14 protein-coding genes are annotated in these 14708 nt (G+C 68.0%); 13 read left to right on the plus strand and 1 reads right to left on the minus strand.

Going from position 1 to position 14708, the window contains the following annotated elements; genetic code table 11:
• The first annotated feature begins 102 nt into the window (after positions 1–102).
• The 3 genes from A5764_RS23860 (at position 103) to A5764_RS23870 (ending at position 2969) form a co-directional block, all read left to right on the plus strand.
• Positions 103–786 (plus strand): TetR/AcrR family transcriptional regulator, encoded by a 684-nt coding sequence (locus A5764_RS23860; RefSeq protein ID WP_197501703.1) that lies wholly within the window; start codon positions 103–105, stop codon positions 784–786.
• Positions 787–901: 115 nt separating this feature from the next.
• A complete protein-coding gene (locus tag A5764_RS23865) occupies positions 902–1402 on the plus strand; it encodes a VOC family protein (RefSeq protein ID WP_067118226.1) in 501 nt (166 codons plus the stop codon).
• A gap of 82 nt (positions 1403–1484) precedes the next feature.
• Entirely contained in the window at positions 1485–2969 is a 1485-nt protein-coding gene (locus tag A5764_RS23870) for an FAD-binding protein (protein ID WP_067118229.1), read from the plus strand.
• Positions 2970–3066: 97 nt separating this feature from the next.
• Here A5764_RS23870 and A5764_RS23875 read toward each other — a convergent pair whose 3' ends face one another.
• Positions 3067–4986, minus strand: coding sequence for an ABC transporter ATP-binding protein/permease (locus A5764_RS23875; RefSeq protein WP_067118232.1), 1920 nt, complete (start codon positions 4984–4986; stop codon positions 3067–3069).
• A 71-nt stretch (positions 4987–5057) separates the two neighbouring features.
• Here A5764_RS23875 and A5764_RS23880 point away from each other — a divergent pair, with 71 nt between their 5' ends.
• From A5764_RS23880 to A5764_RS23925, 10 genes are all read left to right on the plus strand, one after another.
• The gene (locus tag A5764_RS23880) at positions 5058–6710 is read left to right on the plus strand and encodes an acetolactate synthase (protein WP_067118235.1); all 1653 of its coding nucleotides are present in this window, start codon (positions 5058–5060) and stop codon (positions 6708–6710) included.
• A gap of 106 nt (positions 6711–6816) precedes the next feature.
• Positions 6817–9153, plus strand: a complete 2337-nt coding sequence (secA2, locus tag A5764_RS23885) for an accessory Sec system translocase SecA2 (protein WP_067118238.1) — start codon at positions 6817–6819, stop codon at positions 9151–9153.
• A gap of 91 nt (positions 9154–9244) precedes the next feature.
• Entirely contained in the window at positions 9245–9874 is a 630-nt protein-coding gene (locus A5764_RS23890) for a CDP-alcohol phosphatidyltransferase family protein (RefSeq protein WP_067118241.1), read from the plus strand.
• A complete protein-coding gene (locus A5764_RS23895; protein WP_067118244.1) occupies positions 9867–10790 on the plus strand; it encodes a DUF881 domain-containing protein in 924 nt (307 codons plus the stop codon). The genes A5764_RS23890 and A5764_RS23895 overlap by 8 nt, the downstream gene beginning before the upstream one ends.
• A gap of 52 nt (positions 10791–10842) precedes the next feature.
• Complete coding sequence (locus tag A5764_RS23900; protein ID WP_067118246.1) at positions 10843–11175, plus strand: small basic family protein; 333 nt, start codon at positions 10843–10845, stop codon at positions 11173–11175.
• 66 nt (positions 11176–11241) lie between these two features.
• Entirely contained in the window at positions 11242–12111 is an 870-nt protein-coding gene (locus A5764_RS23905; RefSeq protein ID WP_067118249.1) for a DUF881 domain-containing protein, read from the plus strand.
• Positions 12112–12149: 38 nt separating this feature from the next.
• Positions 12150–12548, plus strand: coding sequence for a glycine cleavage system protein GcvH (gene gcvH, locus A5764_RS23910; RefSeq protein ID WP_067118252.1), 399 nt, complete (start codon positions 12150–12152; stop codon positions 12546–12548).
• A 275-nt stretch (positions 12549–12823) separates the two neighbouring features.
• On the plus strand, positions 12824–13288 hold the full coding sequence (gene garA / locus A5764_RS23915) for a glycogen accumulation regulator GarA (protein ID WP_369807364.1): 465 nt from the start codon (positions 12824–12826) through the stop codon (positions 13286–13288).
• Positions 13289–14044 carry a MerR family transcriptional regulator gene (locus A5764_RS23920; RefSeq protein WP_067118258.1) on the plus strand — a complete coding sequence of 252 codons (756 nt, stop codon included), beginning with the start codon at positions 13289–13291 and terminating at the stop codon, positions 14042–14044.
• A 98-nt stretch (positions 14045–14142) separates the two neighbouring features.
• Positions 14143–14637 (plus strand): bifunctional nuclease family protein, encoded by a 495-nt coding sequence (locus tag A5764_RS23925; RefSeq protein ID WP_067118262.1) that lies wholly within the window; start codon positions 14143–14145, stop codon positions 14635–14637.
• Positions 14638–14708: the final 71 nt, after the last annotated feature.

Raw genomic sequence — 14708 nt, forward strand, 5'->3', positions numbered from 1 at the left:
CTCTCTGCGGAGATCGAGAGCGGTGCTCTCGTTAGTGGACACGCTGCCACAGCCCCCACCGAAAAGCAAGAGCGGTGATCTCGGTTGTGTCAGACTGGCCGCGTGGGCAAACGCGAGGAGTCGCGGGCGCAGATCGAGGCGCGCATCGTCGAACTCGGTCGCCGCCAGCTGGTGGATCGCGGCGCCGCCGGACTGTCGGTGCGCGCGATAGCCCGCGACCTCGGCATGGTGTCCTCGGCCGTGTACCGGTACGTGTCCAGCCGCGACGAGCTGCTGACCCTGCTGCTGGTCGACGCGTATTCCGAGCTGGCCGACGCCGTGGAACGGGCCCGAGAGACCGTCGGCGACCTGTGGAGCGACGACGTCATCGCCATCGCGCGAGCCACCCGGCGGTGGGCCGTCGCCCACCCGGCCCGCTGGGCTCTGCTGTACGGCAGCCCGGTTCCCGGGTATACAGCGCCGGCGGAGCGCACGGTCGCGGCCGGCACCCGCGTCGTCGGGGCGCTGTTCGACGCCGTGGCCGCCGGGATCGCCACGGGGGACATCCGGTTGACGGATGACGTTGCACCGCAACCGATGTCGTCGGACTTCGAACGCATTCGCCAGGAGTTCGGCTTCCCGGGCGACGATCGGGTCATCGCCAAGTGCTTCTTGCTGTGGGCGGGCGTTTTGGGGGCCATCAGCCTCGAGGTGTTCGGGCAATACGGCGCCGACACTCTGACCGATCCCGCTGCGGTGTTCGACGCCCAGCTGGGGCTGCTGGTGGGCGTGCTGAGCCAGCACTGACCGGCCGCAATTAGAACGTGTTCATTCGCGTCTTCCCAGCCATCGGCGGCCGATTACGGCAAAGTCGTTCCGCACTCTTTCTGGCGGCCCGCGGGCTGGGCTATCCTGCGAGGCGATGACCCTTCCCGTTCAATCGCCGACGCAGATCGCATGGGTTACCCCGGACCTGGACGCCACCGAAACGGCCCTCACCGGCCTGTTAGGCGTTCGGAAGTGGGTGCGGATACCCGACGTGCACTTTGCTCCGGACACCTGCAGCTATCACGGCAAGCCAGCCGATTTCATTGCGAGCATCTCCCTGAGCTATCTCGGGGACATGCAGTTGGAGCTGATCTCACCGGTCCGCGGGGAGAATATCTATAGTGACTTTCTGCGGGAGTCCGGCCCCGGTCTGCACCACATCTGCATGGAGGCGCCGAGCCCCGAACAATTCGACGCGGCGCTGTCTAAGGCCGCCGGCCAGGGCGCCGCGGTGGTGCAGCAGGGGGTCATGCCGGGCGGAATCCAGTTCGCCTACGTGTCGGCGCCGCAGGCGGCGGTGCCGTTCGTGGAAATCGCCTACGTCCCGGACGAGATGAGGGCGTTCTACGACTACATCAAAAAAGAGCAGCGGTGAGCCGCGCTTGCGACGATGCACAAGGGGCACCCCCAGCCACGCAGCGGCGAGGGGGATGCAGCGATGAGGAGGAGTGGCGCTAATGAGCACCCAGATACCGGCAACGGTAAGCACGGACGACGTCACGTCGTGGTCCGATGACGTCGACGTGGTGGTGATCGGCTTCGGCATCGGCGGCGGTTGTGCGGCCGTCAGCGCGGCGGCCGCCGGCGCGCGGGTGGTCGTGCTCGAGCGCGCCGCCGCGGCAGGTGGCACGACTTCGCTTGCCGGAGGCCACTTTTACCTAGGGGGAGGCACCGCCGTCCAGCAGGAGACGGGGCACCCCGACTCGCCCGAAGAGATGTACAAATACCTGGTCGCCGTGTCGCGGCAGCCGGACGAAGCCACCCGGGACAAGATCCGCGCGTACTGCGAAGGCAGCGTCGAGCATTTCAACTGGCTGGAAGACTTGGGCTTTCAGTTCGAGCGCAGCTACTTCCCGGGCAAGGCGGTGATCCAGCCCAACACCGAGGGGTTGATGTTCACCGGCAACGAGAAGGTGTGGCCTTTCCTGGAGCAGGCCGTGCCCGCACCCCGCGGTCACAAGGTGCCCGTGCCCGGCGACACCGGCGGCGCCAGCATGGTGATCGACCTGCTCCTCAAGCGCGCCGCGAGCCTGGGCGTGCAGATCCGGTACGAGACCGGCGCCACCCAGCTCGTCGTTGAAGGGTCGGGCCCCGAAACGAGGGTGACCGGCGTGAATTGGAAGCGTTTCTCCGAAACCGGTGCGATCAAGGCAAAGTCGGTCATCATCGCTGCCGGGGGGTTCGTGATGAATCCGGAGATGGTAGCCAAGTACACCCCGAAACTGGGCGAGAAGCCGTTCGTGCTCGGTAATACCTACGACGACGGACTGGGGATCCGGATCGGGCAATCGGCCGGGGGCGCCACCCAGCACATGGATCAGATCTTCATCACCGCTCCGCCGTACCCGCCGTCGATCCTGCTGACCGGAATCATCGTGAACAAGCTCGGGCAGCGGTTCGTCGCCGAGGATTCGTACCATTCCCGGACCGCCGGGTTCATCATGGACCAGCCCGACAGCGCGGCGTATTTGATCGTCGACGAGGCGCACCTGGAGCACCCCAAGATGCCGCTGGTGCCGCTGATCGACGGGTGGGAGACCGTCGCCGAGATGGAGGCCGCGCTCGGCATTCCGCCGGGCAACCTGGTCGCGACGCTGGACCGCTACAACGCCTACGCCGCGCTCGGCGAGGACCCCGACTTCCACAAGCAGCCGGAATTCCTTGCGCCGCAAGACAAAGGGCCGTGGGGCGCGTTCGACATGTCGCTGGGCAAGGCGATGTATGCCGGGTTCACCGTTGGCGGGCTGGCCACGTCGGTGGACGGGCAGGTGCTGCGCGAGGACGGGGCCGTGATCCCCGGCTTGTATGCGGTGGGGGCGTGTGCGTCCAACATCGCGCAGGACGGCAAGGGTTACGCCAGCGGGACGCAGCTGGGGGAGGGTTCGTTCTTCGGGCGCCGCGCCGGAGCGCACGCGGCGCGCAGCGCCGGGAAGCAGTCGTAATCGGGGCAAGGCATCGAGGCGGTAAATACGCAGGAAGAGTGCGAGTAGACCTCTGCACAATTACAGCCTCGGCGGTGTGGCCGGAGTGCGTGCGCCGCTAAACTCGCGCGGGCTCCTTCTCCACCGGACCCAGCCGCCATTCGCCGCCGCCCAGCAAGTGCAGCTGTTGGGCGTGGTGCTGCTCGACGGTGGGGCGATGGCTGACGCTGACCAGGACGCAATCGGGCAATTCCGTGCGCATCAGCTGGTAGAGGGCGAACTCCAGCCCCTCGTCCAGCGCCGACGTGGCCTCGTCGAGGAAGACGGCCTTCGGCTTGGTGAGCAGGATGCGGGCGAAGGCCACCCGCTGCTGCTCACCCGGGGACAGCACCTTGGCCCAGTCCTGCTCCTCGTCGAGCCGAGCCGCCAGCGGCGCCAAGGCCACCTTGGTCAGCACGTCTCGCAGCGCGTCATCGGAGATGTCGCCCGGCTCGTTCGGGTAGCACACCACGGTGCGCAGGCTGCCCAGCGGCACGTACGGAAGCTGTGACAGGAACATCGTCGCGTTGTCACCCTCGGGGCGACACAAAGTCCCCGAGGCGTATGGCCACAATTCGGCCAGGCTGCGCAGCAGCGTGGTCTTCCCGGCGCCCGAGCGCCCGGTGATGACCAGCGATCCACCGTCGTCGAGTTGCACATCGAGCGGGTCGATCAGCCGGTCCCCGGCCGGTGTGCGCACCTCGACACCGCGCAGCTCAACGGTGGCCTCTTCGCTCGGCTTGACCAGGATCGTCGGCAGCGCCCGGCCCTTGTCATTGGCGTCGACGAGCCCGTGCAACCGGATGATCGCCGCCCGGAACGCCGCGAACGCGTCGTAGTTGTTGCGGAAGAACGACAGCGAGTCGTGAATGTTGCCGAACGCCGTCGCGGTCTGGCTGACATCACCGAAGTCGATTTGGCCGGCGAACAGCCGCGGCGCCTGAATCGCCAAGGGCAGCGGCACGATTATCTGTGTCACCGACCAGTTCCAGCCGTTGAAGATGATGGTGCGGCGAACGTACTTGCGGTAGTTGGCGATGATCGGCGTGAAGCGCCGCCACAGCTGCGCCCGCTCGACCCGTTCGCCCCGGTAAAAGCCCACCGCCTCCGCCGCGTCGCGCAACCGCACCAGGGCGTAACGGAAAGCGGCGTTGAGTCTTTCGTTGTTGAAGCTGAGCAAAATCAGCGGGCGGCCCAGCCAGACAGCGACCACGGTCGCGATCAGCACGTAGAGCAAAACGGTCCAGAACATCGCCCGCGGCAACGTCACGCCGAACAGGGTCAGGTCTCCGGACAGGTTCCACAGGATCGCGGCGAAGGAGATCACCGACGCCACCGCGTTGACGGCCCCGAACAGCAAGGTGTTTCCCGTTCCGTTGGACGGGGTGTTCGGCGTGCCGCCGGCGTTGGCGGTGAAGATGTCGATGTCCTGCTGGATGCGCTGGTCGGGGTTGTCAATGGTGTTGTCGATGAACAGATCCCGGTAATAGGCCCTGCCGTCGAGCCAGTCGTCGGTCAGGTGCGCGGTCAGCCACATGCGCCACGCGATGATGAAGCGCTGCGTCAGATAGACGTCGACCGCGAACCGGAGCACCCACAACGCCGCCAGCAGGCAGAAGGTCCCCAGCGACATCCAGAACCCGTGAATCCCCGAGTTACGCACCACGTTGTTTCCCGACGCGGTGCCCTGGAACGCCTTCTGCAGCGCCGTATAAAGGTCGTTGCCCTGGTAGCTGAGCAGGACGCTGAGGCGCACTGACGTCAGGACCGACAGCAGCAGCACGCCGAGCCACACCCACACCTTGACGCTCGACCGACCGACGAAATATCCCCGAGTGATCCGCCAGAACTGGCGGCCCCACGGGGTCAGAAACTTGAAAGCGATAAGCACGAGAAAGAGACACACCGCGGCGATCGCCCAGGCTATGGCGAGCCACCGCAGGGAATCAGTGAACGCCGCGGACCAGTCGATCGACGGCTTGAACGGCGTGGGGCCCAACTTCGACGTCTCCTTCTGAGGCGGGTGCTTCCCCGCGAAGGTACCTGAGCGATTATCGATAGGCTGCCTGGATGAGCATCGACGCTCGGTCCAACCAGACCGTCCATGCCGGCCGGCTCATCGCGCGCCGCCTCAAGGCCAGCTGCATCGACACCGTCTTCACGTTGTCGGGCGGCCATCTGTTTTCCATCTATGACGGGTGTCGCGACGAGGGCATCCGGCTGATCGACACCCGACACGAGCAGACCGCCACCTTCGCCGCCGAGGGATGGTCGAAGGTGACGCGGGTACCCGGCGTGGCCGCGCTCACCGCCGGGCCGGGCGTCACCAACGGGATGAGCGCGATGGCGGCCGCGCAGCAAAACCAGTCGCCCCTGGTGGTGCTCGGCGGGCGGGCCCCCGCGGGGCGCTGGGGGATGGGTTCGCTGCAGGAGATCGACCACGTGCCGTTCGTCGCCCCGCTGGCTCGCTTCGCGGCGACCGCGCAGTCGGCCGCGGATGCCGGGCGGCTGGTCGACGAGGCGCTGCGAACGGCGGTCGGCGCCCCGTCCGGTGTCGGATTCGTCGACTTCCCGATGGATTACGTGTTCTCGATGTCCGACGATGACTCGCGGCCGGGCGCCCTCGCCGACCTGCCGCCGGGCCCGGCCCCCGACGGTGAAGCGCTGAGCCGTGCGGCCGCGCTGCTGGCGGGGGCACGCCGACCGGTGATCATGGCCGGCACCAACCTCTGGTGGGGGCACGGGGAGGCCGCCCTGCTGCGCCTGGCCGAGGACCGCCAGATCCCGGTGCTGATGAACGGGATGGCCCGCGGCGCGGTGCCCGCCGACCACCCGATGGCGTTCTCGCGGGCACGGGGCAAGGCGCTGGGGGAGGCCGACGTCGCGCTGATCCTCGGCGTGCCAATGGATTTCCGGCTCGGGTTCGGCGCGGTGTTCGGGCCGCAAACCCAGCTCGTCGTGGCGGATCGGGTCAAGCCCGATCGCAACCATCCGCGTCCGGTGCAGGCCGAGCTCTACGGCGACCTCCTGTCGATCCTTGCGGCGCTGGCCTCGGGGATAGAGGCGGGCGGCGCCGACCATCAGGACTGGATCCGCGAGCTGCGGGCGGCCGAAACCGCGGCGCGCGACGGCGAAAAGGCCCAGCTCGTCGACGATCGCGTGCCGCTGCACCCGATGCGCGTCTACGCCGAGCTGGCGCCGATGCTGGACCGCGACGCCATCGTCGTCATCGACGCCGGCGACTTCGGGTCGTACGCCGGGCGGGTGATCGACAGCTACCTGCCGGGCTGTTGGCTGGACAGCGGGCCCTTCGGCTGCCTAGGTTCGGGCCCCGGTTACGCCCTGGCCGCCAAGCTGGCCCACCCGGACCGTCAGGTCGTGCTGTTGCAGGGCGACGGCGCGTTCGGCTTCAGCGGCATGGAGTGGGACACCCTGGTCCGGCACAACGTCCCGGTCGTGTCGGTGATCGGCAATAACGGGATCTGGGCCCTCGAGAAGCACCCCATGGAGGCGCTGTACGGCTATTCGGTCGTGGCGGAGCTGCGACCGGGCACCCGCTATGACGAGGTGGCCCGCGCCCTGGGTGGCCACGGCGAGCTGGTGACCGCGCCCGCCGAGCTGCGGCCCGCGCTGGAACGCGCCTTCGCCAGCGGCCTGCCCGCCGTAGTCAACGTCCTCACCGACCCGACCGTCGCCTATCCGCGCCGGTCCAACCTGGCGTAGCGCCGAGCAAACGCTCGCGAGGGTGCGCAGTTGCACGCCACCGCGCGGCGTGTCGCGCACAAACACGCACCGTCGCGGCGGGTGACCGGTCACGTACCGTTGACCTGTGTCAAAGACCACCCGCACTCAACCCAGCCGGCTGAGCAGCCGGTTCTGGCGTCTGCTTGGCGCCAGCACGGAAAAGAACCGCAGCCGGTCCCTCGCCGACGTCACCGCATCGTCGGATTACGACGAGAAGGCGGCCGAGCTCAGCGACGAGAAGCTGCGCGAGGCAACCGGCCTGCTCAAACTCGACGACCTCGCGGAGTCCGACGACATCCCGCAGTTCCTCGCCATCGCCCGGGAAGCGGCCGACCGCGCGACCGGGCTGCGGCCATTCGACGTGCAGTTGCTGGGCGCGCTGCGCATGCTGGCCGGCGACGTGATCGAGATGGCGACCGGTGAGGGCAAGACCCTTTCCGGTGCGATCGCCGCGGCGGGCTACGCCCTGGCCGGACGGCACGTGCACGTGGTCACCATCAACGACTACCTGGCCCGCCGCGACGCCGAGTGGATGGGCCCGTTGCTGGAGGCGATGGGCCTGACGGTCGGCTGGATCACCGCGGAATCGACGAGCGAGGAGCGCCGGGCCGCCTACGGCTGCGACGTCACATACGCCTCGGTCAACGAGATCGGCTTCGACGTGCTGCGCGATCAGCTGGTCACCGATGTCGACGACCTGGTGTCGCCCAACCCCGATGTGGCGCTCATCGACGAAGCCGACTCGGTGCTCGTCGACGAGGCGTTGGTGCCGCTGGTGCTGGCCGGCACCACGCACCGAGAAACCCCGCGGCTGGAGATCATCAAGCTGGTCGGCGAATTGGACGCGGGCACCGATTACGACACCGACGCCGACAACCGCAACGTCCACCTGACCGAGGAGGGCGCGCGCAAGGTCGAAAAGGCGCTCGGCGGCATCGATCTGTACTCCGAGGAGCATGTCGGCACCACGCTGACCGAGGTCAACGTGGCGCTGCACGCCCACGTGCTGCTGCAGCGCGACGTGCACTACATCGTGCGCGACGACGCGGTGCACCTGATCAACGCCTCGCGCGGCCGCATCGCGCAACTGCAGCGCTGGCCCGACGGCCTGCAGGCCGCCGTGGAGGCCAAGGAGGGCATCGAGACCACCGAGACCGGCGAGGTGCTCGACACCATCACCGTGCAGGCGCTGATCAACCGCTACGCCACGGTGTGCGGCATGACCGGCACCGCGCTGGCCGCCGGGGAGCAGCTGCGTCAGTTCTACAAGCTCGGTGTGTCACCGATTCCGCCGAACGAGCCCAACATTCGCGAGGACGAGTCCGACCGGGTCTACATCACCGCGGCGGCCAAGAACGACGCGATGGTCGCGCACATCGCGGAGGTGCACGAGACCGGGCAGCCGGTTCTGGTCGGCACCCGCGACGTGGCCGAGTCCGAGGAGCTGCACGAGCGGTTGGTGCGCCGCGGCGTGCCCGCGGTGGTGCTGAACGCGAAGAACGACGCCGAGGAGGCCAAGGTGATCGCCGAGGCCGGCGAGTTCGGGACCGTCACAGTGTCGACTCAGATGGCCGGGCGGGGCACCGACATCCGGCTCGGCGGATCCGATGAAGCCGACCACGACCGGGTCGCCGAGCTGGGCGGGCTGCATGTGGTCGGCACCGGTCGGCACCACACCGAGCGGCTCGACAACCAGTTGCGCGGCCGCGCCGGACGCCAGGGCGATCCGGGGTCGTCGGTCTTCTTCTCGAGTTGGGAGGACGACGTCGTCGCGGCCAATCTCGACCACAACAAGTTGCCGATGGAAACCGACGAGGACGGCCGGATCGTGAGCCCCAAGGCGGCCGGACTGCTCGACCACGCGCAGCGGGTTGCCGAGGGCCGGATGCTGGACGTGCACGCCAACACCTGGCGCTACAACCAGCTGACCGCCCAGCAGCGGGCCATCATCGTCGATCGGCGAAACACGTTGCTGCGCACCGCAACCGCGTGCGAGGAGCTCGCCGAGCTGGCACCGGAGCGGTACAAGGAGCTGGCAAAGCTGATGCCGAAGGACGAGGCCGAATCACGCCTGGAGAAGATCTGTCGCCAGATCATGCTCTATCACCTCGACCGCGGCTGGGCCGACCACCTGGCGTACCTCTCGGACATCCGCGAGAGCATCCACCTGCGAGCGTTGGGCCGGCAGAACCCGCTCGACGAGTTCCACCGGCTGGCGGTCGACGCGTTCGCGTCGCTGGCCGCCGACGCGATCGAGGCGGCGCAGCAGACGTTCGAGACGGCGAACGTCCTCGAAGAGGAGCCGGGGCTGGATCTGTCCAAACTGGCGCGGCCGACGTCGACGTGGACGTACATGGTCAACGACAACCCGCTGGCCGACGACACGCTGTCCACGCTGAGCCTCCCCGGCGTGTTCCGCTAGGTCGCGACCCGACGAATGTGCGGCCGGCCGCTCGCTCGAGCTCCAGTGTGCGGCCAGCCTCACGGTCGGCGTTCGGCTAATGTCACGGCTCATGGAGCCGGTGCTTCCGCCCGATCGGGTGCTGACGGTGCCCAACGCGCTGAGCGCCGTGCGTCTGGCGCTCATCCCGGTGTTCGTCTACGTGCTGCTGTTCGCGCACGCCAACGGCTGGGCGGTGGCGATCCTGATGTTCAGCGGGTTCTCCGACTGGGCCGACGGCAAGATCGCCCGGTCGCTCAACCAGTCGTCGCGGCTGGGCGTTCTGCTCGACCCGGCCGTCGACCGCCTCTACATGATCACCGTTCCCGTCGTCATGGCGCTGGACGGGGTGGTGCCGTGGTGGTTCGTCATCACGCTGTTGCTGCGCGACGGGCTGCTCGCCGCGACGCTGCCGCTGCTCCGGAGTCGCGGCCTGTCGGCGCTGCCGGTGACCTACGTCGGCAAGGCCGCGACGTTCGCGTTGATGTCAGGCTTCCCGTTGGTCCTGCTCGGAACGGGGGGCGCGACGTGGAGCCGCGTGCTGCGGGCATGCGGCTGGGGCTTTTTGGGTTGGGGTTTGTATACATATCTGTGGGCGTTCGTGCTGTATGCGGTGCAAATGGTGTTGGTGATGCGCCGGATGCCCAAACTGAAACACGTTGCGGGTCAGGCGGTGCCGGGCGAGGTGGGCGAACGTGGCTGACGCCGACCGCCTGCTCGGCGGCTATGACCCCAACGCCGGCCGCAGCGCGCACGAGGCGGCCCGGCCGCAACTCATCCCGGTGCCTTCCCTGCTGCGCGCTCTGCTGTCGGAACATCTGGACCCCGGTTACGCCGCGGCCGCGGCCAAACGCGGCGAGTCCGCCGCGTCACAGGGCGGGCGCCAACGCGCGTTCGGCTGGCTGTGGCAGGCCCTGGCGGCGCTGCTGATCGCCACGGTCTTCGCCGCCGCGGTCGCCCAGGCCCGCTCGGTAGCCCCCGGCGTGCGCACCGCGCAGCAGCTGCTGGTGCAAAGCGTGCGTTCGTCGGAGGCCACGGCCGCCAAGCTGGGCCAGCAGCGCAGCTCGTTATCCAGGCGAGTCGATGACGTGCAGCGACTCGCGCTCACCGACAACGCCGAGGGCCAGCGGCTGCTGGCCCATCTCGACGCGCTCTCCCTGGCGGCGGCCAGCAAGCCGGTCATCGGGCCCGGACTGACGGTGAACGTGACGGATCCCGGTGCCAGCCCGAACCTTTCGGACGTGTCCAAGCAGCGCGTCAGCGGCAGCAGGCAGATCATCCTGGACCGCGATCTGCAGCTCGTCGTCAACTCGTTGTGGGCGAGCGGCGCCGAGGCGGTCTCGGTCGGCGGCATCCGGATCGGGCCGAACGTGACCATCCGGCAGGCCGGCGGGGCGATCCTGGTCGACAACAACCCCACCAGCAGCCCCTACACGATCCAGGCGATCGGCCCTCCGCACGCGATGCGAGACACCTTCGACCACAGCCCCGGCCTGCAGCGCCTCAGGCTGCTCGAGGCCTCCTACGGCGTCGTCGTCACCGTGAACGTCGCCGACGGTCTGTCGCTGCCCGCCGGATCCGTCCGGGAAGTCAAGTTCGCCAAACAGATTGGGCCCTAGTGAGCAAAGTCCTCGTGCGACAGGTCCCCCTGACGGGAAGGGGACGCCGCGCATGATCGGTATCGCGGCGCTGGCGGTCGGCATCGTGCTGGGTCTGGTCTTTCACCCCGCGGTGCCGGAGGTCGTGCAGCCCTATCTGCCGATCGCGGTGGTGGCGGCGCTGGACGCGGTGTTCGGCGGGCTGCGCGCATACCTGGAACGGATCTTCGACCCCAAGGTCTTCGTCGTCTCGTTCGTGTTCAACGTCTTCGTGGCCGCCCTGATCGTCTATGTGGGAGACCAGTTGGGCGTCGGCACCCAGCTGTCCACGGCCATCATCGTCGTGTTGGGAATCCGCATCTTCGGCAACGCCGCCGCGTTGCGGCGCCGGCTGTTCGGGGCGTGACCGCGCCAGCGACGATGCAGAGCCAGCGATGAGGAGGAGCGGCGCCATGACGGAGATGAGGTCAGCGTGAGCCAGGACCCGCCCGAACGCGGCGGCCCCCAAGAAAGTGAAAGTCGTGACGCGCCAACCCGGCACGGTCAGCCCCATGCCGAGCCCAAGGGCCGCCACGAATTGCCGGCGCACACTCCGCGCCCCGAGATCGGATCGGTGCGTCCCACCGGCTTGTCGGGGCTGCTGGAGGGGAGTCGCTCCCGTCTGGTCTTCGGAGCGCTGGCGACCGTGCTGTGCCTGGTCTTGGGCATCGCCATCGTCACCCAGGTCCGCCAGACCAAGTCGGGCGACTCGCTGGACACGGCCCGCCCCGCCGACCTGCTGGTGCTGCTGGACTCGTTGCGCCAGCGCGAAGCCACGCTGAACACCGAAGTGAACGAGCTTCAGAACACCCTGAATTCGCTGCAGGCCTCCGGTAACACCGACCAGGCCGCCATTCAGAGCGCCCAGGCGCGGCTGGCCGCGCTGTCCATCCTGGTCGGCGCCGTGGGAGCCACCGGGCCCGGCGTCACCATCACGATCGAGGACCCCGGGCCGGGGGTATCGCCGGAGGCCATGCTCGACGTGATCAACGAGTTGCGCGCCGCCGGCGCCGAGGCCATCGAGATCAACGATGCCCACCAGTCGGTGCGGGCCGGTGTCGACACCTGGGTGGTGGGCACGCCGGGCTCGCTGACCATCGACGGCAAGACGCTGTCGCCGCCGTATTCGATTCTGGCCATTGGCGATCCGCCCACGCTGGCCGCGGCCATGAACATCCCCGGCGGCGCGGAGGACAGCGTCAAGCGCGTCGGGGCGCGGATGTCGGTGCAGCAGGCCGACCGGCTCGACGTGACCACCTTGCGGCAACCAAAACCGCACCAATACGCTCAGCCCGTCAAGTGAGCCAGCCCGATCACCCCCGACCAGAACAGGATCACCCCGTGAGCGATATCCCCTCCGACCTGCACTACACCGCCGAACACGAGTGGGTTCGACGAAGCGGTGAGGACACCGTGCGCGTCGGGATCACCGACTTCGCGCAGTCGGCGCTGGGCGATGTCGTTTTCGTTCAGCTGCCCGACGTGGGCAGCGAAGTGACGGCGGGCGAATCCTTCGGCGAGGTGGAGTCGACCAAATCGGTGTCGGATCTGTTCGCGCCGGTCTCGGGCACGGTGTCGGCGGTCAACGGGGATCTGGACGGCAGCCCGCAGCTGGTCAATTCCGACCCCTACGGGGCGGGCTGGCTGCTGGATGTCCAGGCGTCGGACGCCGCCGAGCTCGAGTCGGCGATCTCGGCGCTACTTGACGCCGAAGCCTACCGCGGAACACTGACCGAATGACGATTGCTAATGTGCCTGCCAGCCCCGCTCGGCGACGCGGGCGGCACACCTGGTCCAAGGTGGCAGTGGGGGTACCAGAGCCCGGCATTAGGGCATTTGATCCCCCGGTGGTGGGCACATTGCGGACCAGTGCGCGGTACGGTCGACACAACGAACACTTGTAAGACACCAGCAGGCATTCAGCAGTACGGGGCGAAGGAATCTAGCGGAAACCCGGCCGAGCGGCCCGGGCGGACAACGCCACAGCGGCCAGTGAGGAGCAGCGCGTGACGGACATGGATAACGACCAGACTTCTGACGAAGTCACTGTGGAGACGACCTCGGTCTTCCGCGCCGACTTCCTCAACGAACTAGACGCTCCCGCACAGGCGGGGACGGAGAGCGCGGTATCGGGCGTCGAAGGGTTGCCCGCCGGCTCGGCGTTGCTGGTCGTCAAGCGGGGACCGAACGCCGGATCGCGGTTCCTGCTCGACCAGGCCATCACGTCCGCCGGCCGGCACCCCGACAGCGACATCTTCCTCGACGACGTCACCGTCAGCCGTCGCCACGCCGAATTCAGGTTGGAAAACAACGACTTCCACGTGGTCGATGTCGGTAGCCTCAATGGCACCTACGTCAACCGCGAGCCCGTCGACTCGGCGGTGCTCGCGAACGGCGACGAGGTGCAGATCGGCAAGTTCCGCTTGGTGTTTTTGACCGGGCCGAAGCAAGGTGACGACGATGGAGGATCCGGAGGGTAAGTGAGCGCACCCGATAGCCCGGCGCTCGCCGGGATGTCGATCGGGGCGGTCCTGGACCTGCTGAGGCCCGATTTCCCCGATGTCACAATCTCCAAGATTCGTTTCCTGGAGGCTGAGGGACTGGTGACGCCGCAGCGCGCTGCGTCGGGATACCGGAGGTTCACCGCATACGACTGCGCTCGGCTGCGGTTCATCCTCACCGCGCAGCGCGATCACTACCTGCCGCTGAAGGTGATCCGGGCGCAGCTGGACGCCCAGCCCGACGGTGAGCTGCCACCCATCGGATCGCCTTACGGCGTACCGCGATTGATCTCGGTGGCCGGCGGCGCGGAGGCTAGCGCCAAACCGGATGCCGGGTCCGACACCGCGGCGGTGGCTCCGCCGCGCGTCCGGCTGAGCCGGGAGGACCTGCTGGAGCGCTCGGGGGTGGACGACGAGCTGCTCACGGCGCTGCTCAAGGCCGGGGTGATCACCACCGGCCCGGGCGGCTTCTTCGACGAGCACGCCGTCGTCATCCTGCACTGCGCGCGGGCGCTGGCCGAATACGGCGTCGAGCCGCGGCACCTGCGGGCCTTCCGGTCGGCCGCCGACAGGCAGTCGGATCTGATCGCCCAGATCGCCGGGCCGTTAGTCAAAGCCGGCAAGACCGGCGCCCGCGATCGCGCCGACGACCTGGCTCGTGAGGTCGCCGCGCTCGCTATCACATTGCACACGTCGTTGATCAAGTCCGCCGTTCGCGACGTACTGCACCGCTGAGGATTAGACTTCGTTGAACAGCTTGGTGTTCGGCGGCTCGTAGCAACGTCGGCGCACCGGTTGAGACCATCGGCGGCACGTGCGGAGGGCAGACACAGATGGGTGAAGTTCGTGTTGTCGGCATTCGCGTGGAGCAGCCGCAGAACCAGCCGGTGCTGTTGCTGCGCGAAGCCAACGGTGACCGGTACCTGCCAATCTGGATCGGTCAGTCCGAAGCGGCCGCCATCGCGCTGGAACAGCAAGGCGTCGAGCCGCCGCGCCCGCTGACGCATGACTTGATCAGGGATCTCATTGCCGCGCTTGGGCATTCACTCAAAGAGGTGCGGATCGTCGATCTCCAGGAGGGCACCTTCTACGCCGACCTGGTCTTCGACCGCAACATCACAGTGTCCGCACGCCCGTCGGACTCGGTGGCCATCGCGCTACGCGTCGGGGTTCCGATCTACGTCGAGGAAGCCGTACTCGCCCAGGCCGGGCTGCTGATCCCCGACGAGAGCGACGAGGAGGCCGGAACCGCCGTCCGGGAGGACGAGGTGGAGAAGTTCAAGGAGTTCCTCGATAGCGTCTCTCCCGACGATTTCAAGGCCACCTAGCCCGCCGACGATGCGGCCCGCGTAGCGGGGTGAGGAGGAGGCGGGCAATCCGACCTAGCCGGGCGACGATG

Source organism: Mycobacterium sp. 852002-51057_SCH5723018, from assembly GCF_001667035.1.
In the GTDB taxonomy this organism is placed as follows: domain Bacteria; phylum Actinomycetota; class Actinomycetes; order Mycobacteriales; family Mycobacteriaceae; genus Mycobacterium.